Annotated in this window: 17 protein-coding genes; 9 read left to right on the top strand and 8 right to left on the bottom strand. The window is 31.5% G+C overall.

Annotated features, from left to right (window positions below):
• Positions 1 to 174 precede the first annotated feature (174 nt).
• Positions 175 to 3,039: a PKD domain-containing protein gene (locus UH7x_RS15790; RefSeq protein ID WP_482360886.1), complete on the top strand. Its 2,865-nt coding sequence runs from the start codon at positions 175 to 177 to the stop codon at positions 3,037 to 3,039.
• A 21-nt stretch (positions 3,040 to 3,060) separates the two neighbouring features.
• Here UH7x_RS15790 and UH7x_RS15785 read toward each other — a convergent pair whose 3' ends face one another.
• From UH7x_RS15785 to UH7x_RS15750, 8 genes are all read right to left on the bottom strand, one after another.
• Positions 3,061 to 4,212 carry a glycosyltransferase family protein gene (locus UH7x_RS15785; protein ID WP_482360885.1) on the bottom strand — a complete coding sequence of 384 codons (1,152 nt, stop codon included), beginning with the start codon at positions 4,210 to 4,212 and terminating at the stop codon, positions 3,061 to 3,063.
• Positions 4,209 to 5,066, bottom strand: a complete 858-nt coding sequence (murB, locus tag UH7x_RS15780) for a UDP-N-acetylmuramate dehydrogenase (protein WP_482360884.1) — start codon at positions 5,064 to 5,066, stop codon at positions 4,209 to 4,211. The genes UH7x_RS15785 and murB overlap by 4 nt, the downstream gene beginning before the upstream one ends.
• Before the next feature lies 1 nt (position 5,067).
• Positions 5,068 to 6,360 carry an oligosaccharide flippase family protein gene (locus UH7x_RS15775; RefSeq protein ID WP_482360883.1) on the bottom strand — a complete coding sequence of 431 codons (1,293 nt, stop codon included), beginning with the start codon at positions 6,358 to 6,360 and terminating at the stop codon, positions 5,068 to 5,070.
• On the bottom strand, positions 6,357 to 6,896 hold the full coding sequence (locus tag UH7x_RS15770; protein ID WP_482360882.1) for a serine O-acetyltransferase: 540 nt from the start codon (positions 6,894 to 6,896) through the stop codon (positions 6,357 to 6,359). Before UH7x_RS15770 ends, UH7x_RS15775 begins: the two co-directional genes overlap by 4 nt.
• Before the next feature lie 5 nt (positions 6,897 to 6,901).
• On the bottom strand, positions 6,902 to 8,149 hold the full coding sequence (locus tag UH7x_RS15765) for a UDP-N-acetylglucosamine 1-carboxyvinyltransferase (RefSeq protein ID WP_482360881.1): 1,248 nt from the start codon (positions 8,147 to 8,149) through the stop codon (positions 6,902 to 6,904).
• A 150-nt stretch (positions 8,150 to 8,299) separates the two neighbouring features.
• Positions 8,300 to 9,448 carry a glycosyltransferase gene (locus UH7x_RS15760; protein ID WP_482360880.1) on the bottom strand — a complete coding sequence of 383 codons (1,149 nt, stop codon included), beginning with the start codon at positions 9,446 to 9,448 and terminating at the stop codon, positions 8,300 to 8,302.
• Between the two features lie 161 nt (positions 9,449 to 9,609).
• Positions 9,610 to 10,740 carry a glycosyltransferase family 4 protein gene (locus tag UH7x_RS15755; RefSeq protein WP_482360879.1) on the bottom strand — a complete coding sequence of 377 codons (1,131 nt, stop codon included), beginning with the start codon at positions 10,738 to 10,740 and terminating at the stop codon, positions 9,610 to 9,612.
• Complete coding sequence (locus UH7x_RS15750) at positions 10,737 to 11,939, bottom strand: O-antigen ligase family protein (RefSeq protein ID WP_482360878.1); 1,203 nt, start codon at positions 11,937 to 11,939, stop codon at positions 10,737 to 10,739. The genes UH7x_RS15755 and UH7x_RS15750 overlap by 4 nt, the downstream gene beginning before the upstream one ends.
• Before the next feature lie 594 nt (positions 11,940 to 12,533).
• On the opposite strand from UH7x_RS15750, the gene UH7x_RS15745 reads away from it, so the two are divergent.
• The 8 genes from UH7x_RS15745 (at position 12,534) to UH7x_RS15710 (ending at position 21,061) form a co-directional block, all read left to right on the top strand.
• Complete coding sequence (locus tag UH7x_RS15745) at positions 12,534 to 13,736, top strand: glycosyltransferase family 4 protein (protein WP_482360877.1); 1,203 nt, start codon at positions 12,534 to 12,536, stop codon at positions 13,734 to 13,736.
• A 293-nt stretch (positions 13,737 to 14,029) separates the two neighbouring features.
• Positions 14,030 to 15,145, top strand: a complete 1,116-nt coding sequence (gene gmd, locus UH7x_RS15740) for a GDP-mannose 4,6-dehydratase (RefSeq protein ID WP_482360876.1) — start codon at positions 14,030 to 14,032, stop codon at positions 15,143 to 15,145.
• A 2-nt stretch (positions 15,146 to 15,147) separates the two neighbouring features.
• The gene (locus tag UH7x_RS15735) at positions 15,148 to 16,239 is read left to right on the top strand and encodes a GDP-L-fucose synthase family protein (protein ID WP_482360875.1); all 1,092 of its coding nucleotides are present in this window, start codon (positions 15,148 to 15,150) and stop codon (positions 16,237 to 16,239) included.
• A 28-nt stretch (positions 16,240 to 16,267) separates the two neighbouring features.
• The gene (locus UH7x_RS15730) at positions 16,268 to 16,870 is read left to right on the top strand and encodes a sugar transferase (protein ID WP_482360874.1); all 603 of its coding nucleotides are present in this window, start codon (positions 16,268 to 16,270) and stop codon (positions 16,868 to 16,870) included.
• Positions 16,871 to 16,954: 84 nt separating this feature from the next.
• Positions 16,955 to 17,977: a glycosyltransferase gene (locus UH7x_RS15725; protein ID WP_482360873.1), complete on the top strand. Its 1,023-nt coding sequence runs from the start codon at positions 16,955 to 16,957 to the stop codon at positions 17,975 to 17,977.
• The gene (locus UH7x_RS15720) at positions 17,974 to 18,942 is read left to right on the top strand and encodes an ATP-grasp domain-containing protein (RefSeq protein ID WP_482360872.1); all 969 of its coding nucleotides are present in this window, start codon (positions 17,974 to 17,976) and stop codon (positions 18,940 to 18,942) included. Before UH7x_RS15725 ends, UH7x_RS15720 begins: the two co-directional genes overlap by 4 nt.
• Entirely contained in the window at positions 18,926 to 19,585 is a 660-nt protein-coding gene (locus UH7x_RS15715; RefSeq protein WP_482360871.1) for an HAD family hydrolase, read from the top strand. Before UH7x_RS15720 ends, UH7x_RS15715 begins: the two co-directional genes overlap by 17 nt.
• 426 nt (positions 19,586 to 20,011) lie before the next feature.
• Entirely contained in the window at positions 20,012 to 21,061 is a 1,050-nt protein-coding gene (locus UH7x_RS15710) for a GNAT family N-acetyltransferase (protein WP_482360870.1), read from the top strand.
• Positions 21,062 to 21,066 lie beyond the last annotated feature (5 nt).

Raw genomic sequence — 21,066 nt, 5'->3', positions numbered from 1 at the left:
CTATTTTTATGACAGAATTTACGGGGAACTTAAAATAATTACAATATTAAGATGCTTTATTCGTTAAAAGAATTTAATTATGTGCATTTCATCGAAAATCTTTGTTTTTTCGTCGAAAAATGATAATGCTTACGTATAATTGCAAAATTTTTAATTTCAATTTTTAGCTATTAAATGACTTTTCATCCCACACGACTAAACATTAAATTTTTATGTTTTATTCTTTTTTCACTTATTCTGGTGCTCTCTTGCGGCAAGGATAGTGATATATTAAGTGACAGTATTCTTAATGAGGCTTCACAATCAATTGAAGACCGTAATTCTCGAGAATCTGAATCTGAAGATGATATTATTGAAGATACTGAAACAGAAGACATTTCTGAGATTGAAGAAGAAGAACCTCAATTAAATTTGGAAAGTCGCACAACTACTTTTTTTCCAATACAAGATGCCTATATACATGATGGTGAAGGTGTTAATCATGAAGTTATTAGATTACAAACAAATAGCAGAAAAAGTTACCTACTTTTTGATTTGAGTCCAATTGATAGCATAGGTGGCGCGATAGTTAATGTGGAATTTCAATTTACCATATATAAAGATGATGGTGATGGTGAAATAAATATCCATAAAGGATCTACATTAAAATGGCATGAAGATGATTTAAATGAAGATACAGCGCCAGAAGCTAATATAGTTTTAGGTTCAATTGACAAAACCTATGAACTAGGACAAACCGAGTCGGTTGAATTAATGGCATTAGAATTTTTACCAGAAAATACCACAATAATTTTGGAACAAGCTAATGGTGATGACGTTGCAATCGCTTCAAAAGAGCATGCGACAGAAGAAGCTCCCAAATTAATTATCACGTATGAAACTGCTATAGATGCTGTGAGTATTGAAGAGTTTATATTAGAAGAAAACATAGTTTCAGAAGAAGAAGAAGAAGAAGAAGAAGTTATTCTTAGTATCGAAGCTTCTTCAGATATTACGAAAGGAGAAGCTCCCCTAGAAGTTATTTTCAATGGAGAGGCTTCAAGTGAAAATGCTGAAATTGTTTCCTACGAATGGGATTTTAAAGATGGTTCAACTTCGAATACAAAAAATCCAACGCATATTTTTGAAGAAAAAGGTATATATAAAGTTGAAGTAAAAGCTACGGATGAAAACGAACTTTCGAATTCAACTACTATCACTATTGTTGTTGGAAACCATGAAAACGAAGCTCCTATAGCAATTGCTTCTGCTAATAAGACCAAAGGAACAGTTCCACTTAAAATTGCATTTAAAGGGGAGAAATCTACTGATGATATTGAAATTAAAAGTTATGTATGGGATTTTAAAGATGGGAGTGCAAAAATAAAAACTGACAACACCAGTCATACTTTCACCAAAGCTGGCACATATAAAGTTGAACTTTTAATAACTGACAATGAAGGACTTACCAACACAACTACCCTAACTATAATAGCAGAAAAACCTGAAAACGAAGCCCCAACTGCTAAACTAACAGCGGATAAAACTTCTGGTGAAGCTCCATTAAAAGTCAAATTTAGTGCTAAAAATTCTAGCGATGATAATGAAATAAAAACGTACTTGTGGGACTTCGAAGATGGTAAATCAAGTTCAATTAGTCCAACGCATACGTTTGATGAAGCAGGAACTTACGAAGTAAAACTTATAGTAACGGATGATGAAGGCTTAAGTGCTGCAGAAACCATTAGTATTGAAGTAAGAGAACCTGCAAATGAGAAACCCTCGGCTGACGCTACAGCCAATACAACAAAAGGTGAGGCACCATTAAAAGTTGTTTTTTCATCAAGCAAATCAACGGATGACAAAGAAATTACACAATACAATTGGGATTTTGATGGAAATGGAAGTTCCACCGATGACAACCCAACTCAGACTTTTAGTCAACCAGGCACTTATAAGATTAAATTAACTGTAAAAGATGCTGAAGGATTAACTGATTCGGATTATATAACCATTACAGTTGAAGAAGAAGAGATAGTTGTTCCATCAACAAGTGCTGATGTAAGATATTGGCAGGGCCAGTTCGATTCGCAATGGTCAATTGACCGTTCTGATGCTTATTCAAGATCAAAAAGTAAAGGTAAAAATCAGGAATATTATTTTTTAGGTCATTATATTGATGGTTTATCTACTATGTGGCAGGCAACAGGTGACAATAAATACCTTGATACGGCATTGGAGTTAATTGATAATACACTTGATGATGCAAAATCTGTAGGAGGAGGTTATTCGGGATGGCCTGCTCATGATGGAAATGAATATGCATTATGGGATACATACTACTGGCGTCATGTAGCAACTTTAGTGCGCATAATTCATCAAACATCAAGTATTAAAAACTCATCAAAGTATAAGAGTAAATATAACGAACTATTAGCTTTTACAGAGAAAAATATTTGGAGTAGGTATTATTCTGCCAATCTTACCAAAATATATAGAACTCGAACGCATATGTCTTCTCATTGGGCGCGTATTGCTATGGAATTATATATAATAACGGGTAAGAGCCAATACAAGAAGGTTTTTGACAATATGTCATTTGGTACTATGGTGAATTTGCCTTCTAATTTTAGAAATCAAATATACGCTAACCCAAAAGATAAATCTGCTTACGCCTGGGATCAAACGTGGGGAGTTCGTAAAGGTTCAAATATACAGGACACGTCGCATGGAGGGGCAATGATAAGCTTTTTTGTACTTGCATATGAAAATAGAATGTATTGGAACAAAAGTGACATGAATGCCCTTTTAAAAACTGTAAATGTAATTTGGACGGGGCCCCAAAATATTACTACAAATATTGATGGCACGGGCGGATATGCTGCAAAAGGTCGATTACATGAATGGTTTTATTTAGCAAGATATAGCCAAAGTTTGCAGAACAGAATAAAAAAGGATTATCAATCTAAAGAACACATGAATTTCTTTGGTTCACAAGCATTAGGTGTTGCAGCGTTAAACGCTAAAATTTTAGCTGATGGCCGGGCGGTATACCCATAAAAGAAAAATTACTAGAATGTATTATTTAGAATTAAGATAAAAATGATACAAAGTCCTAAGTTTTAAATATAGGTCTTTGTATTTACCTACATTTTTAGTTTGTTTAGAAGCTGACATATACAATTCTTTATACTTAGTAAATGCATTTGTTACATCAAAAAAATTCTCAAATAATTGTAATGAAAAATTCGAAATTTCAGAATAATATAATTGATTACTAATAAGATTATTTATGTTCTCAAAGTTATATTGTAAGTCATGCTTATTGGCTATATTTCTTTGTGAAAAGTTCGTTGAAAAAAATCCTTCATAATTTTTCTTTGTTACTAATACTGGAATTTCAGTATTCGAAGCCGGAGTAAGTATAGGCAAGCTCAATGAAGAAGCTTCCATTATACCACGACCAGTAGCTATTACAGCATCCGCTAAATATAGCATTTTAGATGCCTCTGAAGTGTATTCCGCCTCTGTGACAACTATTATATTTTCATCATTCCCTATTATACTTAATAACTCTTCGTAGACATTTTGATTTTCGATAGTTCCTAAGATATAAAGCTTTACTATATTTTTAGAAACCTTATTGATATTTTTAATTAGTCTAATTGCATCTTTAAAACTCTTACTATAAGTATTACTAATGCGCGCTATTCTTAAAAAACAAAAAGAATTTTCATCCTTTTTTATAAAAGGAGTTGGTTGAGTGTAAATTTTGTTAACACGATTAGGAATCAAACTTAAGTTAACTTTTCTAAATTTTCCCCTACTCTTAAACCATTTTAGATTTTCTTTACTAAATAGAACTAGATTTTCAACTCTTGGATAATCTCTTGGATTTGGTCCGCCACAGAGATTTACGACAAGACGATATCTATTATTAACAAATGGTTTTAGCGCATTGTATGAATTAATATCGAAAAAATGAATTATATCAGGTTTAAAATCTGCTAGGATATTTAGGAATTTTTTTCTGAGATTTAAAATATCAATTCCATTGAACCCTATATGCCCCAAAAAGTATTCATTACTTAATATCACCTCACTCTCTGCAGTACCCACAGTGATAATACCTATATTTAAATTCCTTCCTATTGCCTTAGATATATGATTTAGTGAATGATAATGACCACCTCTTCCTTGCTTCAAAACCGAAATAACAAATAATATTTTCATATAATTCGTTGTTCTACTTCTAAATCGACTCCAAAACGTTTTAACACTTGAGACTTGACCTCACTTATTATTTGTAGAATATCGTTCCCAGAAGCATCATTAAAGTTAATTATAAAACCTCCGTGCTTTTCTGATATTTTAGCACCACCAACTGTATACCCCTTTAAATTAAGTTCATCCATAATTGCACCCACATAATATCCTTTTGGTCTTTTAAAAACACTTCCAGCATTAGGGTGATTTTTCGGTTGCTTTGCCCAGCGTTGTGCTTTAATGGTTTCCATTTTCTTTTCAATTTTCTCTTTAGAACCTTGTTCTAAACGCAACCACACTTTCAATACTACTTTATCAACATTCTTTTGAAAAAAACTATTGCGATACTCGAAACCCATATCTTCTTTGTAAATTTCTTTAACTTTCATATCTACTAAATCGAGATATCTCACTTTAATTAGTACATCTTTAATTTCCTCACCGCTTGCACCGGCATTCATAACGACAGCTCCGCCAAGTGAGCTGGGAATATCATAAAAAATTTCAACACCTGATAATTCATTTTCTAATGCGGCAATACTTATATCCAACATAGTAATACCTGCTTCAGCAACTATTTGTCCTGTATTATTATCTATTTTTAATCCATTATAGTTGCCATTAAAAATAAGAAAATTGGAGTTGAAATATTCTTTTGAAAGAATTATATTATGGCCGCTTCCAAGTAAAACAAAAGGTATTTTCTTACTATAAAAATTAATTACATCTTCTTCATTTTCTGGGAAATATGCAGTCTTACATTTCGCTTTTATACGATATGAATTATAGTTAGTTAGATCAAAATTAGAATAGATTTTCATATTATTTTTTGAATTTCTTTACTATTTGAATAATTGGTTTAAAATCACTCTTTTTATACGTCAAAATCGTTTTTATAGGTATATCAACTTCCTTACTATAAAAATACAAGAATAGGATTGCTGCTATGCTATAACTTACTGTTGATGCCATAGAAGCACCCTCTGCACCATATTGGGTAATCCAAAAATAATTTAAAACAACATTTACGATAAGTGCTGGAATCATTGCTTTTAAAGCAATCAAGGGTTTTCCTTTTCCTGCCAAGTCCATATTCATTACCTTAAAAAAGGTGAGTAGCAATACCCCTGGTAATAAAATATTAAGAACATTAATACTACCTGAGAAATCTTTACCATACATCGCGATAATAACAAAGTCCGATATTAAAAAAAGTATAATTGACCCCAATCCAATAGCAAGAATTGACAGTCTTAACAATTGTGCTATTTTTAAAGAAAATGCTTTATCATTTTTAGAAACTGCACTGCGAGCAAAAACTATAGTACTCAACAGCATAGGTATTTGCCATAGATATTGCGTAATTGCAGCGCCTTTTGAATAAATTCCTGTTTCATATGAAACACTTAACAAATCTAATAGAATAATATCTAATTTATAATTTAAATTAATCACCAATAATGAGAAGGCGTAAATTAAACCAAGGCTTAACATTTTTTTTATAATATCCCATTTAAAAGTAATGCTAAAAGCTCTAATAAACTTATTCTTAAAAAGCAACACTAATGACATAAAAAGTGGCCCGCCTACCATTGCCAATAAATATCCAGTAATATCAAGTTCTAACCAAACTACAAATAGCAATGTAAAAAGCAATAATAGTAAAGTAGGTATCCAATTAATCCTATTAAACATACCTAACTGATTTTTACCCAAAAAAATGCCACTATTATACGTTGCAAAAAGAGAAAAAGGAATTGGAAGTACGACTAGGAATATATAATTAAGATTTGAGCCCGAATTGCTAAAATAATAAATAAGGCAGAAACATATGACAACGCTTAAAATGGATGTCAAAAACCAGATTTGGGAAATAGCAGTTTTAATATCATCTTCAGTATAAATGTCTTTACCTAAAAAATATGCTGTTGATTGTCTAATACCCAAAGAGCCAATACTCATAAACAATGATGGATAAACCAACAATGCTGCTATAATCCCATTTTTATCGGGTCCAAGAGTACGAGCTATAATAATAGAAGTTACAATACCAAAGGTCACAATTAGTATCTTTGAAGTACCTACACCTAATAAGTCGGATAGAAAGGATCTCATTTCGAGTTCTTAATGATTCTACACGGAATTCCCACGGCTACAGAATTCTTTGGCACATCTATATTTACAACTGAATTTGCTCCAATTATGGCGTTCTCACCAATTTTAATACCTCCAATAATTTTAGCTCCAGCATAAATCTTTACACCGCTTTCAATTATCGGATACATTGTTTCTTTATCTTTTTTTCCATGACTTCCAAGTGTTACTTGTTGGAAAATAGTAACTCTATCTTTTATAACAACTCGATCCCCAACTACTATACCCATAGGGTGCGGTAAATTCAATTTATAACCTACTATCGAAGAATATGAAAAATCACAGCCTCTCTTTACTATTAGCCGCCTTTTGTAATAAGCTGCCAAATGCCGAAAAACAAAAATTTTTTTTCCAGCAAAATACTTTCCTATGCGATAATTTAGCATAATTCTGAATCGAGGACTGTACAAATAATCAAGTAAAAAGGCCTTTAGAATAAAACCATTTGGTCTAATCTCCTTTTTAATTTCAATTAAAGTACTTTGAATACTACACATTGTCCCTATTTAATCGAAATTCCTAATCCCTTTAGTTTTTTGTCTAGGTATTCGTAGCCTCTATGAATCTGCCATGAATTTTCGATAACTGTATGACCTTCTGCTGTAAGTCCAGCAAGCAATAAGGCTATCCCAGCACGTAGATCCAAAGCATTTACCCTAGCTCCTTTTAAAGAATTACCTCCTTTTATGACAAGCATATCGCCATCGACATGATACTCCATACCCATTTTAGCCAACTCTTCGGCATAACCATATCTACCTGGAAAACGTAAATCTACAATTTTAGAAATTCCATTAGACATAGCTCCATACACTGCAAATAAAGGTTGCATATCAGAATTAATACCAGGATAAGGACCCGTACTAATCTCAATTGGATAAGCTTCACCTCCTCTTACAATAAGACTTGAATCACCTCTATAAAACTTCATTCCACTTTCTCTGAGATATACCAAGGGTACTTCTAAATGCTCAAATGGGAAGTTTTCGATTTCTACCTCTCCTTTCGTAATTACCGCCCCTATTGCCCATGTTAGAGCCTCCATGTTATCGGGGATGACACTATGTTTAACACCTTCCAATTCGTCGACACCATCTACAACAATACACTTCTGACCATAAACAGTAATTTTTGCTCCCATTTTATTTAGCATATCAATAAGATCCATGATTTCTGGTCGAATATGAGGATTCCAAATGGTTGTTTTTCCATTCGCTAAAGATGCACAAATTATTGAGTTTTCTGTAGCGCCAGTTGAACGCATTGGCAAATGAATATCATTTGCTTTTAGCCTTCCTTTTACCTCCGCACAAAGATAATCACCCTCCTCCCATACTCTAGCTCCTAATTGTTCTAGCAGCATAACATGTAAATCATATTTTCGCTCGCCTAACTTGCAACCACCTGGTAATGGAACTTTCCCCTTTCCAAAGCGTGCCGTTAGCGCACCTAAAATTAGAAGTGTATTACGAATGGATCTGCCATCCCATTCTAGAATAGTAATTTCCGATTTATTTTCCTTAATTATTACAGTATCAGCTATGGACGTATAATCTTTACCTAGCACATTTAACATTTCTAAATGTACTTGTACATCTAATAATCCGTTTGGGAAATTATTGAGTTCTATGGGTTCTTTACTTAAAAGTGAAGCCGCAAGTAGTCTTAATGAACTATTTTTAGCCCCACTAACTTTTACTTTACCTTTTAAAGTACCTTTCTGGATGGTAATTGAATTATTTTGATCCATGTTTTATTTAAATTTTTCTTATTCTTTAAAGACTTCAATTTTAAGTCCAAAGTATATTTATCAAACGACAAAGCTCGTTAATTATTCTATCTAATTTGATATTGCTACTTCAAAATCGACAAAAGATTAAATAAATGGTTTAAACAGTATTTAAGTTATGTGTTCAGCATATAATTGGCTAGTTTTTCTGCCAATCTCCGACCAATCATAGTATGAAAGAATTTGATTCCAAATTGCTGCACTAGGAATATTATTTTGCTCATCAATAGCTTTAGATATTACTTTATTTAATTCTACGGCATTCAAATTTTTCATAACATAGCCTATATCTCCTATATCAAAAGGGTCTTTCAATCCCCCAACGTTAGAAACTATCACACGTTTCTTTTCGTTTAAAGCTGTTAATAGTATACCACTTTGGGATATTTGTTTATAAGGTAAAAGCACAAAATCTGTTATTTTTAACAATGCTAAAAACTCCTCATTACTTAGGTACCTATTAATAATAGATACATTATCGATTGAATGAAGCTCATCTAATTTTTCATATTCTCCACTGCCTGCAATAAGCAGCTGAATTTCGTTGTTTGTTCTTAAATTATTTTGTTTCCAAGCATCTATTATAAGATTTATACCCTTATAATTATTAATTGTGCCTAAAGCACCAAATACTAGTCTACCATCAAGTTTGAGATCCTGTTCTAATTTTAATTCAAAATCCCTAACCCTATTATTATCAATATTATACCACAAGTCCAATGTACCGTGCGGAATGACAGAAATCTTCTCTTTTGAAGTATTAAATTTCTTTATTAATTCTAATTTTGTTACTGGTGAATGTACTATTATTGAGTCACACAATTCATATATTTTCTTATAAACTTTCAAATATTTGTCACCTGTATTATGTGGCAGAACATTATGTGCTGTGAATACAATTTTAACCCTTTTTTTGAAAATGCAAAGAAAAAAATAATCAATTGATGGAATTTTAAACCATTGAAAATGCACAATTGAGACATTACTGGTGAAAATTTTATAAACTATAATTATCTGGCTTAATAAAAAGCTAAATATTTTAAAAAATCCTTTTTTCTCTGCATAATTAAAAATTGGATGATAATTAGATTTTTTTAACTTTTTATAATCGTATTTTTTATTACAGAAAAAATCAATATTGTACCCTTCAATATTTGAAATTAATGAGTAATCATAAATTGCTAAATTATTGTAACTCATAGGGTCAACGAAAAAGACGTTCTTCTTCGCTACATCTCTATCTTGATTTTTAAATTTCATTAATTTAAGTATATTAAATTTTTAGGCTGATGTTTTGTCTACGATACAAATAACACATAACTTATTTAAAAGTCCTTGTTTAGAACAGTAATGTTCGAAATAAATAATTATGGCAAAATTATAACAGTTGTTTATACTTTTATAATAGAATATAAATCTTTCTATTTAATAGAATTTTCAAGAAATGATAAAATTGTTTTTGCTCGCTCCGTTATATCGAATTTTTCTGCAATTGAAAGCGAATTATCACTCATAGACTTAATTAATTCTTCATCATTAAGAACCTTTTTAACCGCTTTTTCAATAGCACCTATATTCATTGGGTCAACAAGAATTGAAAATGATGGGTCACACTGAAATTGAATTTCAGGAATATCAGAAGAAATTATAGGTAGTCCACATGCCATTGCTTCAACAATTGCGTTACATGAACCTTCATGTAAGGTAGGCAGAACAAATAAGTCAGCTGCCGACAAAAGCTCAGGCACGAACTCAGTTTTTATTTTGTTTTTGAAAACAATATTTTCACCTTCTAGCTCTTGATTACCACTGCCTACAAAAATTATTTTTACGTCATCCAATCGATTTATAGCACTCAAAACTCTTAGTGGTCCTTTATCTTCTACAAATCGACCAACAAATATGATAAGTTTTTTCTCAATTGGTAGTCTATATTTCTCACGCATTTTAATTCTATCTCGTTTGTAAAAACGATTTAAATCAACTGCATTCGGACTTATTATTATCTTATTGGCGTCAACTCCAACTTCAATCAAATTATCTTTGATTTGTGGAGAAACCGCTACAATACCATTTATTTTGGCTATTAAATCAGCGTACTGCTTAGGACGATAATAAGCCTTTCGAAGGTTAATATTTTTGAGCTCCCCTTCAGCAACTATTATTGGTTTATTATAATGCGATAATGCCTTAACAGCCACTATACCATTTACCAAAAAATGAGCATATACTACATCAAACTCAATATTATTATCTTCAACTACCCTTTTAACCGCCCTAACATGAAATTTTTCCCCGATGTGGTGCGTATTATAACCAAAAATCCATTTATTTGAAACCGAAATCGCTGCTGGTCGATAAATTCTTGCCAACTCTTCTCCATATCCTGAATTCGAATCTTTAAATTTATTTCTTTTCCAAGCCGAACTGGCCGAAATAACTGTTACGTCGTGCCCTAACTTTGCGAATTGTTGAATTAAGTTATAAACGAAGGTCCCATAAGTAGGAGCCTCTTTTGAAGGGTAATTATTAGATATTACTAATATTTTCATGATACTTTGTTTTCATTTGTATCAACGCCTTTGTCAGCAATATATTTTGATTTAAAAGTAGATCCTATTAAAATAGCAAAGAAAAACCAAAAGAAAATTTTTCCAATAGCTCCCCCTGACTTCCCCATATTGAAAAGAACTACAAATAGCATCATTATAAATAAAACTTGGCCAGTGGCTCTAAAATCTTTATATAGATTTCTACCTAATCTAAAAATAAAAAGCATATAAAAGATAAAACCAAAAAATCCGGTAGTCATAAAGACATACAAAAAAACATTATGTGGGTCGGCATGTCTACCAATTTGCTTAAACATAGCTGGTAATGCCCCCGCCATACTAACACCAAAAAATAAATTATCCTCAATTATATCCAAAGAGGCAATCCATAAATCATTTCTTCCTGTATCCCCTTTTTCTATAGTATTCATTATTCTTTTCTTAAATACTGGATTGCTATCCATGACAATATTTAAAAACAATATTGAAAAAACAAGCCCTACAATTCCTAACATTAGTTTTTTCCAAACATTTATTTTCATAAACATAATTAATACAGCCAAACCTAAAAAAACGGAAACCAAAGCTCCTCGAGAGCCCGTTAAAATAATAAGATTTAATGTGCAAAAAATATAAAGTATCCTAAGTAAAGTTTTACCCAATGTTGCCTTTTCACTAATTAATCTCGACACAATAATAAGAAAGGCGATTACAACTTTCACCCCTGTAGAATTAGGGTTTTCGCCAAAAAGCAGTAGTCTTCCGTTACTATATTCCGTGCCCACACCCATTAATACCATAAAGTACATTAATACAACACTAACCACATAAACATCTAACACCTTTACAATCAAATCATTATCGTTATAGAAATGATTTACTATTAAAAACATTAAGATTACAAGTAAAATTACTCTACCATCATACGTGTCGACAATTGACATAGCATATGTACTATTTAAAGCTGTTGAAATAACACCTATAACGGTAAATATTCCTAGAGGAATGAAATATTGTTTAAACGAATTTATACTAAAATTTATTTTCAATAATGGTACCCAAGATAAAATATATAGCACACTTGCCATATAAGTTACCGAAACAACACCTCCTAATTTAAACGGATTCCAATTTTCAAAAGTTACTGAAAACACTAGTAAAAAAAGGCAATATTTGTTGATTGTTTTCAAAAACTGCATACCTGTTTAGTTTTATTATTGCGTAAAATCTTAAAAGGTTATAACTGACAATTAATATATCTAAGTATATATTTTTGATTAAAACATCAAATAAAACTTTAAGAATAACATACATTTAAACAAAAGGTGAAAATGAATATCGCCATTTAAAATAATACAAAAATAGTTTAAATTTAATAGTTTTCTCCCTAATGTTTTAAAATGAATGTTAATAGAAGTGCAATTCGCTTTTCTGATTTAATAATGAAATTATGAACTCAAGATTATATTGCTTTATCAGTAATTAACTAAATTTCACTTCCCTTTGTTCAAAATGTAAAAATTCTGAACTATCCCTTATAATTAAAATTAGAATATTTTTTTTCAAAAGTCACTTGTCTTCTAATCTCATCTATTCTGGATATCAAAGGCAAATTTTTTATTTACTGTATAATTAAGTTAAATTTGTTTTTGATAATAACCCAATTCAAATTTTATTAATACAATAAAATTTGATTCCACTTGTTTTTATATTAATCGGTTTCAAATATTTATTGTTTGTAAAAGATATAGATACTATTTTTAATTTAGCATCAAGCCCCCTAATTTTCAACTATGAACATCCTTTATATACATCAATATTTTCACACTCCCTATCAACCTGGCAGTACTAGATCCTATTGGATAGCCCAAGAGTTAATTAAAAATGGTCATAAGGTTACTATGCTAACCATGAACAAGAGAATAAATACCAAAATGCAAAAAGTAGAAATTGATGGTATAAATGTTATTTACCTAAATGTACATTATGATAGTGGCTCTATGAACTTTTATCAGAGACTGATGTCGTTTTTAAAATTTGTATTTAAATCTATTCCAGTAGCTTTTAAAGAAAAAAATGTCGATTTAGTTATTGCTACCTCTACTCCATTAACAATTGGATTACCTGCACTGGCCATGAAATGGTTTAAAAGAAAACCTTTTTTGTTTGAAGTTCGAGACCTTTGGCCAGAAGTACCTATTCAAATGGGAGGGCTAAAGAATATATTTTTGATAAAAATTGCTTTGCTTCTTGAAAAAACAATCTATAAAAATGCAAAGCATATAGTGGCACTTTCACCAGGAATGTACGACGGCGTTTTAAAAAGAAATATTCCTAAAGAAAAAGTCTCAATGATTCCTAATATGTCTAAAATTGATGAATTTTGGAATAGGCCAAAAAACATGAATGTTGTAAATAAAATGAAACTTAAGGAAGATGCTTTTAGGGTTGTGTACTTTGGAGCAATGAACATAGCGAATGGAATGCATTATATAATCGATGCAGCCGAAATTTTGAAAAATGAGAATAACATCGAATTTATATTTTTAGGTGGAGGTGCATCAGAAACAGAATTAAAAGAAAGGTGTGAAAAAGAGAATCTGAAAAATGTTAAATTTCTTGGAAATAAACCAATGGAAGAACTCTCTGAAATTATAAATGAATGCGATGTTTCTTTAATAACCTTTCAAAACATTCCAATACTTGCAACTAATTCACCTAATAAATTATTCGACTCTCTTTCAGCTGAAAAGGCTATAATAGTGAATTCTGCAGGTTGGACCAAAGACTTAGTTGAAGATAATAATTGCGGCTATTTTGTAAATCCCGAGAATCCACTGGAATTAGCCGATAAGATTCTTTACTTGAAATCAAACCCAGAAATTTGTATAGAAATGGGGAAAAATTCTAGAAAATTAGCTGAAACCACTTATGACAAATCTATACTATGTGGCGAATTTGCAAATTTGGTTGATTCATTATCGCTTAATGACTAATATTCTCTAAATCATAATTATATTTAAAAAAAACCTTATTAGGATAAATAGGCTATTAATTATATGAAATAATTACTTGATGGCAAATAACTATGTAAATTCTTCTTTTGTTCAATTGGTCATTAAAAACTTACAATTTTAACAAGCACTTCATCCACCATTTCCTACAATTATTCCAATATATTTTAAGGTTGACATCTTAAACACGATATTTGCGGTCTAAAATCTGCATGAAAAAAGTTTAGCCTATTGGGCTGTTTAAAATATAAAATTAATCCCCTCAAGTAAAATAAATGGAAAAGGTTGCACTAATAACAGGCGTAACGGGGCAAGATGGAGCTTATTTAAGCGAATTTTTGTTGAAAAAAGGTTACCAAGTTCACGGTCTTAAAAGAAGATCTTCTTTATTCAATACAGATCGTATTGATCATTTGTATCAAGATCCGCATATAGAAAATCGTAATTTCATATTGCATTATGGTGATATGACCGATAGTACCAACCTTATACGCTTAATTAAAGAGATTCAACCTGACGAAATATACAATTTGGCAGCAATGAGCCACGTGCATGTTTCCTTTGAAATTCCTGAATATACTGGAAATGCTGATGGTTTAGGAACTTTACGAATATTAGATGCCGTACGTTTATTAGGCCTATCAGAAAAAACGAGAATATACCAAGCTTCTACATCTGAACTCTATGGTAAGGTACAAGAGGTTCCACAAAGTGAGACTACGCCCTTCTACCCTAGAAGTCCGTATGCAGTTGCTAAAATGTATGCCTATTGGATTACTGTAAACTACCGCGAAGCATACAATATGTACGCTTGTAACGGTATTCTCTTTAATCACGAATCACCAATACGAGGTGAAACTTTTGTAACCCGTAAAATTACAAGAGCAACTTCGCGTATCGCACTCGGACTTCAAGATAAATTTTTCCTTGGTAATTTAGATGCCCAAAGAGATTGGGGCCATGCAAAAGATTATGTACGGATGATGTGGATGATTTTACAAGCAGATGAAGCCGAAGATTGGGTTATCGCTACAGGTAAAACTACTCCCGTTCGTGATTTTGTTAGAATGAGTTTTGCTGAAGTAGGTATTGAATTAGAGTTTAAAGGTGAAGGCGTTGATGAAAAAGGCTATGTAAAGGCCTGCAACAACCCTGAATATCAGTTAGAGATTGGTAAAGAAATTTTAGCAGTTGACCCGGCATATTTTAGACCAACGGAGGTTGAGCTTCTAATTGGTGATGCATCAAAAGCTAACAATAAATTAGGATGGACGCCTGAGTACGACTTAAAAGACTTGGTCAATGATATGATGCAAAGTGATATTATGTTGATGAAAAAAGATAAGTATTTACAAGATGGTGGCTATCGTACTTTAAATTACTTTGAATAGGAATGAATAAGGATTCTAAAATTTATATTGCAGGACATCGAGGTTTAGTGGGTAGTGCAATACTCAAAAACCTGAAGTCTAAAGGTTATGCTAACTTTATTACGAGAACGCATTCGGAGTTAGATTTAACCAATACTGAACAGGTGCGTCTTTTCTTTAAAGAAGAGAAGCCAGAATATGTTCTTTTGGCTGCAGCTAAGGTTGGTGGTATTGTTGCAAATAATAACTATAGGGCCGATTTTCTGTATGACAACTTAATGATTCAGAATAATGTAATTCATCAAAGTTTTGAACACAAAGTGAAAAAGTTGCTTTTTCTGGGTAGCACATGTATCTACCCTAAAAATTGTCCGCAACCGATGAAAGAAGATTACCTACTTACAGATGTGCTTGAATACACAAATGAACCGTATGCAATAGCTAAAATTGCAGGTATAAAGATGTGTGAGAGTTACAATCTACAATACAATACCAATTATATTTCGGTGATGCCCACAAATTTATATGGACCTAATGATAATTTTGATTTAGAAAAATCACATGTGTTACCGGCATTAATACGCAAAGTACACCTAGGTAAGGCTTTAGAAACTGATGATTGGCAAAGTATTTCGGAAGATTTAAATAAAATGCCCATTGAAGGTGTTTCCAGCAGTAGTTCTAAAGGTGAAATTCTCAACATACTTTCGAAATACGGAATTAATATAGCTGATGATGGCTCTGTTACCGTTGAAATTTGGGGCACAGGTAAGCCAATGCGCGAGTTTTTATGGTCTGAAGATATGGCTGATGCCTGTGTGTTTTTAATGGAAAATATTGATTTTAAAGACACTATTGTTAATAAAATGAATGAAATTAGAAATACACATTTAAATATTGGTACGGGTTCGGATATTTCGATTGCTGATTTAGCCGAAAATATAAAGTCTGAAATTGGATTTAATGGTAATTTTATTTTCAATTCAGACAAGCCAGATGGTACTTTAAAAAAATTGACAGATGTAAGTAAACTCAACAAATTAGGTTGGAAACATAAAGTCAATTTGCAAGAAGGTATCGCAACGGTATACGAATGGTATAAAAAACGAGTTTAATTTAAACTTGGAATACTAAATCATTAAGATGTATAAAGCGTTTCTAAAACGAGTACTAGATTTTTTTACTGCACTTACTATATTAATTATAGCTAGTCCTGTATTTATTTTGGCCTTTATTTTGTTAATTATTGCAAATAAAGGAAAAGCCTTTTTTGTTCAAGCCAGACCTGGTAAGGATGAAAAAGTTTTCAAAATTATCAAGTTCAAGACTATGACAGATGAAAAAGATGCTAGTGGAGAGCTTTTAAGTGACGCTGAACGCCTTACAAAAGTAGGCAGTATGGTACGTAAAACATCCCTAGACGAAATACCACAGTTATTAAACGTTTTAAAAGGTGATATGAGCTTAATTGGTCCAAGACCACTTCTTGTTCAATATTTACCGCTTTATAACGAAAAGCAGAAACGAAGACATTTGGTTCGGCCAGGTATTACAGGTTGGGCTCAAGTTAATGGTCGTAATGCCATTTCATGGGAGAAAAAGTTCGATTTAGACGTTTGGTACGTCGATAATTGTTCCTTTATACTCGATATTAAAATTCTATGGCTTACCGTTATGAAGGTTATCAAAAGTGATGATATTTCTTCGGCAACTAGTGCAACTATGGAGTTTTTTGAAGGAAATTAATTTAAACCTTTGATAAGGTTTCAAATAAATTAAATTGAATTTCGTTACAATGAGAAGATTTTACCATAACCAATTGTTACCAGCATGAAACTCAGTTTTGTCATACCATGTTACAACATGGAAAAGTATTTACCAGAATGCCTAGATAGTCTTTTAGATCAAAATCTGAATACAGATGAGATTGAAATCATTGTGGTTAATGACGAGTCTAAAGATAGTACGCTACAAATAGCTAACGAATATTCGACTAAGCATCCTTGTATTAAAGTTTTAGACAAAAAGAACGGTGGTGTTGGTGCCGCGCGAAACTCAGGACTAGACCTTGCAATTGGTAAATACATATTTTTTCTAGATCCTGATGATTTCTTAGCTCAAAATGTTGTTGGTAAATTATTATCAGTAATTGAAGCAAACAATCTTGATATACTTACATTTCATAGCCACGATTTTAAATTTGATGGGCCAAAAACCTCAAGAAATTTAAATGAAATTGAGGCTGATAATTTGCATATTACTGATGGCATAACATATATAGCCGAACGAAAATTTAAAAATGAGATTTGGTGGTTTATTATAAACCGAGAGTTTTTAATTGAAAGTGGTATACGTTTTATTGAAGGTAGATGGATGGAAGATGCAATTCTTGCAGCCGAGCTTTTCTGTAAAGCTAAAAAAATGGCACATTTCGATTTAGATGTCCATCGTTATCGAATTTTACCTAACTCTGCAATGCGTAATAAAAGTAGAGAACATTATAATAAGGTTATTTTCGACAATGCAAACGCAGCGCACGTGTATAATGATCTTATTAAAACTATTCCCGCTGAACACGAACAAGCAAAACAGTGTATAAATAGACTTAGAACGCGGCAACAGTCTTTTGTTTTTTTCTTGATGGTACGTTTAATGAAATCTGATATTTCAATAGATAAAATACCTGAAATGTTAGTAGATTTTGAAAAAATAAATGCTTATCCACTAAACAATTTCATTGGTGAAGATTATCACGGATTAGAATATTCGTTTATGGTTTGGATTTTTAATCATAAAAGTGCAATTAAACCGTTTATAAAAGTGTTTAGACCCCTTTATAGTTTTATTAAATGAATATTTTAATTACTTCTGCCGGTAGGCGTGTATCTTTATTAAGAGCTTTTCAAAAAGAGCTTAAAAAAATAAACCCTAAAAGTCAAGTATTTGCCTCAGATATGAATCCTAGATTATCTGCTGCATGTCAGACTGCAGATGGTACATTTGAAGTTCCTCGCTTAAGCGATCCTACGTACATCCCAATTTTAATTGAGTTATGTAAGGAGAATAAAATTGGACTAATTATACCCACCATCGATACCGAATTAGCAATTTTAGCTGCAAATGAAGAATTACTAATTAAAAATGGTATTCAAGCTGTTATATCTTCAACTGATTTTATTAGCAAATGCAGAGATAAACGTGTGATTCATGATTTTTTTGAGTCTAAAGGAATTGCAATAGCTAAAGAGTATTCGAAAGATAATTTTGAACTACCTATGTTTATTAAGCCCTCTGATGGTAGTAGAAGTGTTGACACCTATTTGATTCGCTCTAAAGAAGAACTCACAGATTATCATTTTGAGAATGAGAAACTAATGTTCTTAGAGTATATAGATCATGATAAATTCGACGAGTTTACTTGCGATTTGTATTATGATAGAAAAGGTGCATTAAAATGTATTGTACCAAGAAAAAGAATAGTTGTAAGAGATGGTGAAGTAAATACCGGAGTTACAGCAAAAAACGAATTAGTTGATTATATCAAAGAACACTTGAGCTCAATAGATGGAGCTACAGGCTGTTTAACGGCTCAATTTTTTAAACATCATTCAGAGCCTAAAATTTATGGTATCGAAATAAACCCTAGATTTGGCGGAGGTTATCCCCTCTCCTATCTGGCTGGTGCTAATTATCCAAAATGGATTTTGGAGGAATACATTTTAAACAAAGAAATTGAGGCTGACTTTGACTGCTGGGAAGACGATTTACTAATGATTCGTTATGATGATGAAATTATAGTACATGGATATAAAGGTTGATTCAAATACTGTAATAGTCTTTGATTTAGACGATACGCTATACAATGAAATAGACTATCTAAAATCTGCATATTCAGAAATTGCTAAAAAGCTAGATAAAGGTAATTGGAGAGCGCTTTATGTACGAATGTTTTCATTATATAGGAATAAAGAAAACGTATTTAATTTCCTTTCCGAAAATTACGAAGTTTCCATAGAACAGCTTATCCATTGGTATAGAAACCACTACCCAAATATTAAATTATTTTCTGGTATTCTAGATTTCATAAATGCCATTAAAAATAACAATGGAAAAATTGGTATTATTACTGATGGTAGAGAAACTACTCAAAAATCTAAAATTGATGCGCTTGGAATAACTGAATTTATTGATGTCACTGTAATTTCCGAAGCAATTGGTAGTGAAAAACCCGCTCAGCAGAATTTCAAACGTATCGAGAATGAATTTCCCAATTGTAAGTATTACTATATCGCAGATAATCTTAAAAAAGATTTTGTTAGTCCAATTAAACTTGGATGGCATTCCATTGGCCTGATTGATGCAGGTCTAAATATTCATTATAATGCCGCTAATTTCATGGACGACGCTCACAAGCCTGAAAATTTCATTTTTAACTTTAATGAATTTAAAGTTCTAAAATAAGAATAAATACACCCTTTCTATTATCATTGCCAGATATTGGCCAATTTTACCCATCTCCAAATAGAATATTTAAAGAACGTTAAAACTTAAAAATCATCCGAAATTATTGAGCTTTATAAACTAAAAAGGTTAATAAGTTTTTTTTAAAAAACAGAATGATTTCTATTTACTATTTACCGAATAAGTATACCTTTATTATACTAATTTCAGACTTAAATCATGACGTTTTAATAATACCTTAATTAAAATGTAAAATAGCTTTACCTCCCCAAAACATGTCATCTACAGACTATTATGCTAAAATATTTACGAATCAGTTAAACTGAATTCGAGAATAATTGTGCAAATACGGCTTATAATTGATACTTATAAAGAAACTTGAATAATATCAATTTTATAAGCTTTCAAGTCCTAAGTAAGAATACTATGATTGAAATTATTAGAGATAAAGAAAGTTGGAATGAAGCACTTGATTTAATCGATCACTCCGATTTTTATCATACTTATTATTATCATCATCTATCGAAAAATGAAAATGAAGAACCAATTCTAATAAGGTATGAATGTGAAAGTACTATAATTGCATTACCCTTATTAATCAGAAAAATAGAAGGCACTTCATATTTTGATGCTACTTCTGTTTACGGTTATGCTGGCCCAATACATCATACCGATTTAGATGAATTTGATAATATAGATTTCAAAAAAGAATTGAATATTTTTTTTGAAGAGAATAATATTATTTCGGTTTTTTCAAGACTGCATCCGTATATCGAATCTCAAGAATTTATATTAAACGGCATAGGGTCAATTGTTCATCATAATAATGTAGTGAATATTGACTTAACACAACCTTTAGATATACAAAGACAGCAATACAGTAGTCGTTTAAAAACCTATATAAATAAAGCCCGTAGAGAATGTACAGTTCGTAAAGGTACTTCCGAGGATGATATTAAGGTATTTATTGAAATGTATTACGAAAATATGAACCGTGTTCATGCTAACCTCAGTTACTTTTTTGATGAACGTTATTTCTATCAATTGATGCTAGGCTGCCATTTTGAGACAGAACTTTTAATGGTAATTCATAACGAAACACAAGAGGTGACTGGGGGTGCCATATTCATTAAAACTGATGATATTATTGAATATCACTTAGCAGGAACCAAAGATAACTTCATGCATTTAAACCCGTTGAAATTATTAATTGATGAAATGCGCATTATTGGCACAGAACAAGGGTATAAATACTTCAACTTAGGTGGCGGTAAAAACAATCGTGAAGATTCATTATTTTCGTTTAAATCAAGTTTTTCAAAAAAGTTAAGACCATTTAATCTCTGGAAAGTTATTGTAAATCAAGAGATTTATGATCGATTAGTGGAGAGCGAAAAAGCGAAAATTGATCGTGAAATTATTGAAGATTATTCAGAATATTTTCCGGCTTATCGATTTTTCTCTCAAATTCAATAATTTAC

It is taken from the genome of Aurantibacter sp. UH7 (genome assembly GCF_056839165.1).
The sequence above is the reverse complement of the archived record's forward strand: the minus strand, read 5'-3'. Positions and strand labels throughout refer to the sequence as shown.

Excerpts from the sequence above, each read along its gene's own strand:
- UH7x_RS15790 (WP_482360886.1), top strand. The coding sequence starts at position 175 with ATGACTTTTCATCCCACACGACTAAACATTAAATTTTTATGTTTTATT.
- UH7x_RS15785 (WP_482360885.1), bottom strand. The coding sequence starts at position 4,212 with ATGAAAATATTATTTGTTATTTCGGTTTTGAAGCAAGGAAGAGGTGGT.
- murB (WP_482360884.1), bottom strand. The coding sequence starts at position 5,066 with ATGAAAATCTATTCTAATTTTGATCTAACTAACTATAATTCATATCGT.
- UH7x_RS15775 (WP_482360883.1), bottom strand. The coding sequence starts at position 6,360 with ATGAGATCCTTTCTATCCGACTTATTAGGTGTAGGTACTTCAAAGATA.
- UH7x_RS15770 (WP_482360882.1), bottom strand. The coding sequence starts at position 6,896 with ATGTGTAGTATTCAAAGTACTTTAATTGAAATTAAAAAGGAGATTAGA.
- UH7x_RS15765 (WP_482360881.1), bottom strand. The coding sequence starts at position 8,149 with ATGGATCAAAATAATTCAATTACCATCCAGAAAGGTACTTTAAAAGGT.
- UH7x_RS15760 (WP_482360880.1), bottom strand. The coding sequence starts at position 9,448 with ATGAAATTTAAAAATCAAGATAGAGATGTAGCGAAGAAGAACGTCTTT.
- UH7x_RS15755 (WP_482360879.1), bottom strand. The coding sequence starts at position 10,740 with ATGAAAATATTAGTAATATCTAATAATTACCCTTCAAAAGAGGCTCCT.
- UH7x_RS15750 (WP_482360878.1), bottom strand. The coding sequence starts at position 11,939 with ATGCAGTTTTTGAAAACAATCAACAAATATTGCCTTTTTTTACTAGTG.
- UH7x_RS15745 (WP_482360877.1), top strand. The coding sequence starts at position 12,534 with ATGAACATCCTTTATATACATCAATATTTTCACACTCCCTATCAACCT.
- gmd (WP_482360876.1), top strand. The coding sequence starts at position 14,030 with ATGGAAAAGGTTGCACTAATAACAGGCGTAACGGGGCAAGATGGAGCT.
- UH7x_RS15735 (WP_482360875.1), top strand. The coding sequence starts at position 15,148 with ATGAATAAGGATTCTAAAATTTATATTGCAGGACATCGAGGTTTAGTG.
- UH7x_RS15730 (WP_482360874.1), top strand. The coding sequence starts at position 16,268 with ATGTATAAAGCGTTTCTAAAACGAGTACTAGATTTTTTTACTGCACTT.
- UH7x_RS15725 (WP_482360873.1), top strand. The coding sequence starts at position 16,955 with ATGAAACTCAGTTTTGTCATACCATGTTACAACATGGAAAAGTATTTA.
- UH7x_RS15720 (WP_482360872.1), top strand. The coding sequence starts at position 17,974 with ATGAATATTTTAATTACTTCTGCCGGTAGGCGTGTATCTTTATTAAGA.
- UH7x_RS15715 (WP_482360871.1), top strand. The coding sequence starts at position 18,926 with ATGGATATAAAGGTTGATTCAAATACTGTAATAGTCTTTGATTTAGAC.
- UH7x_RS15710 (WP_482360870.1), top strand. The coding sequence starts at position 20,012 with ATGATTGAAATTATTAGAGATAAAGAAAGTTGGAATGAAGCACTTGAT.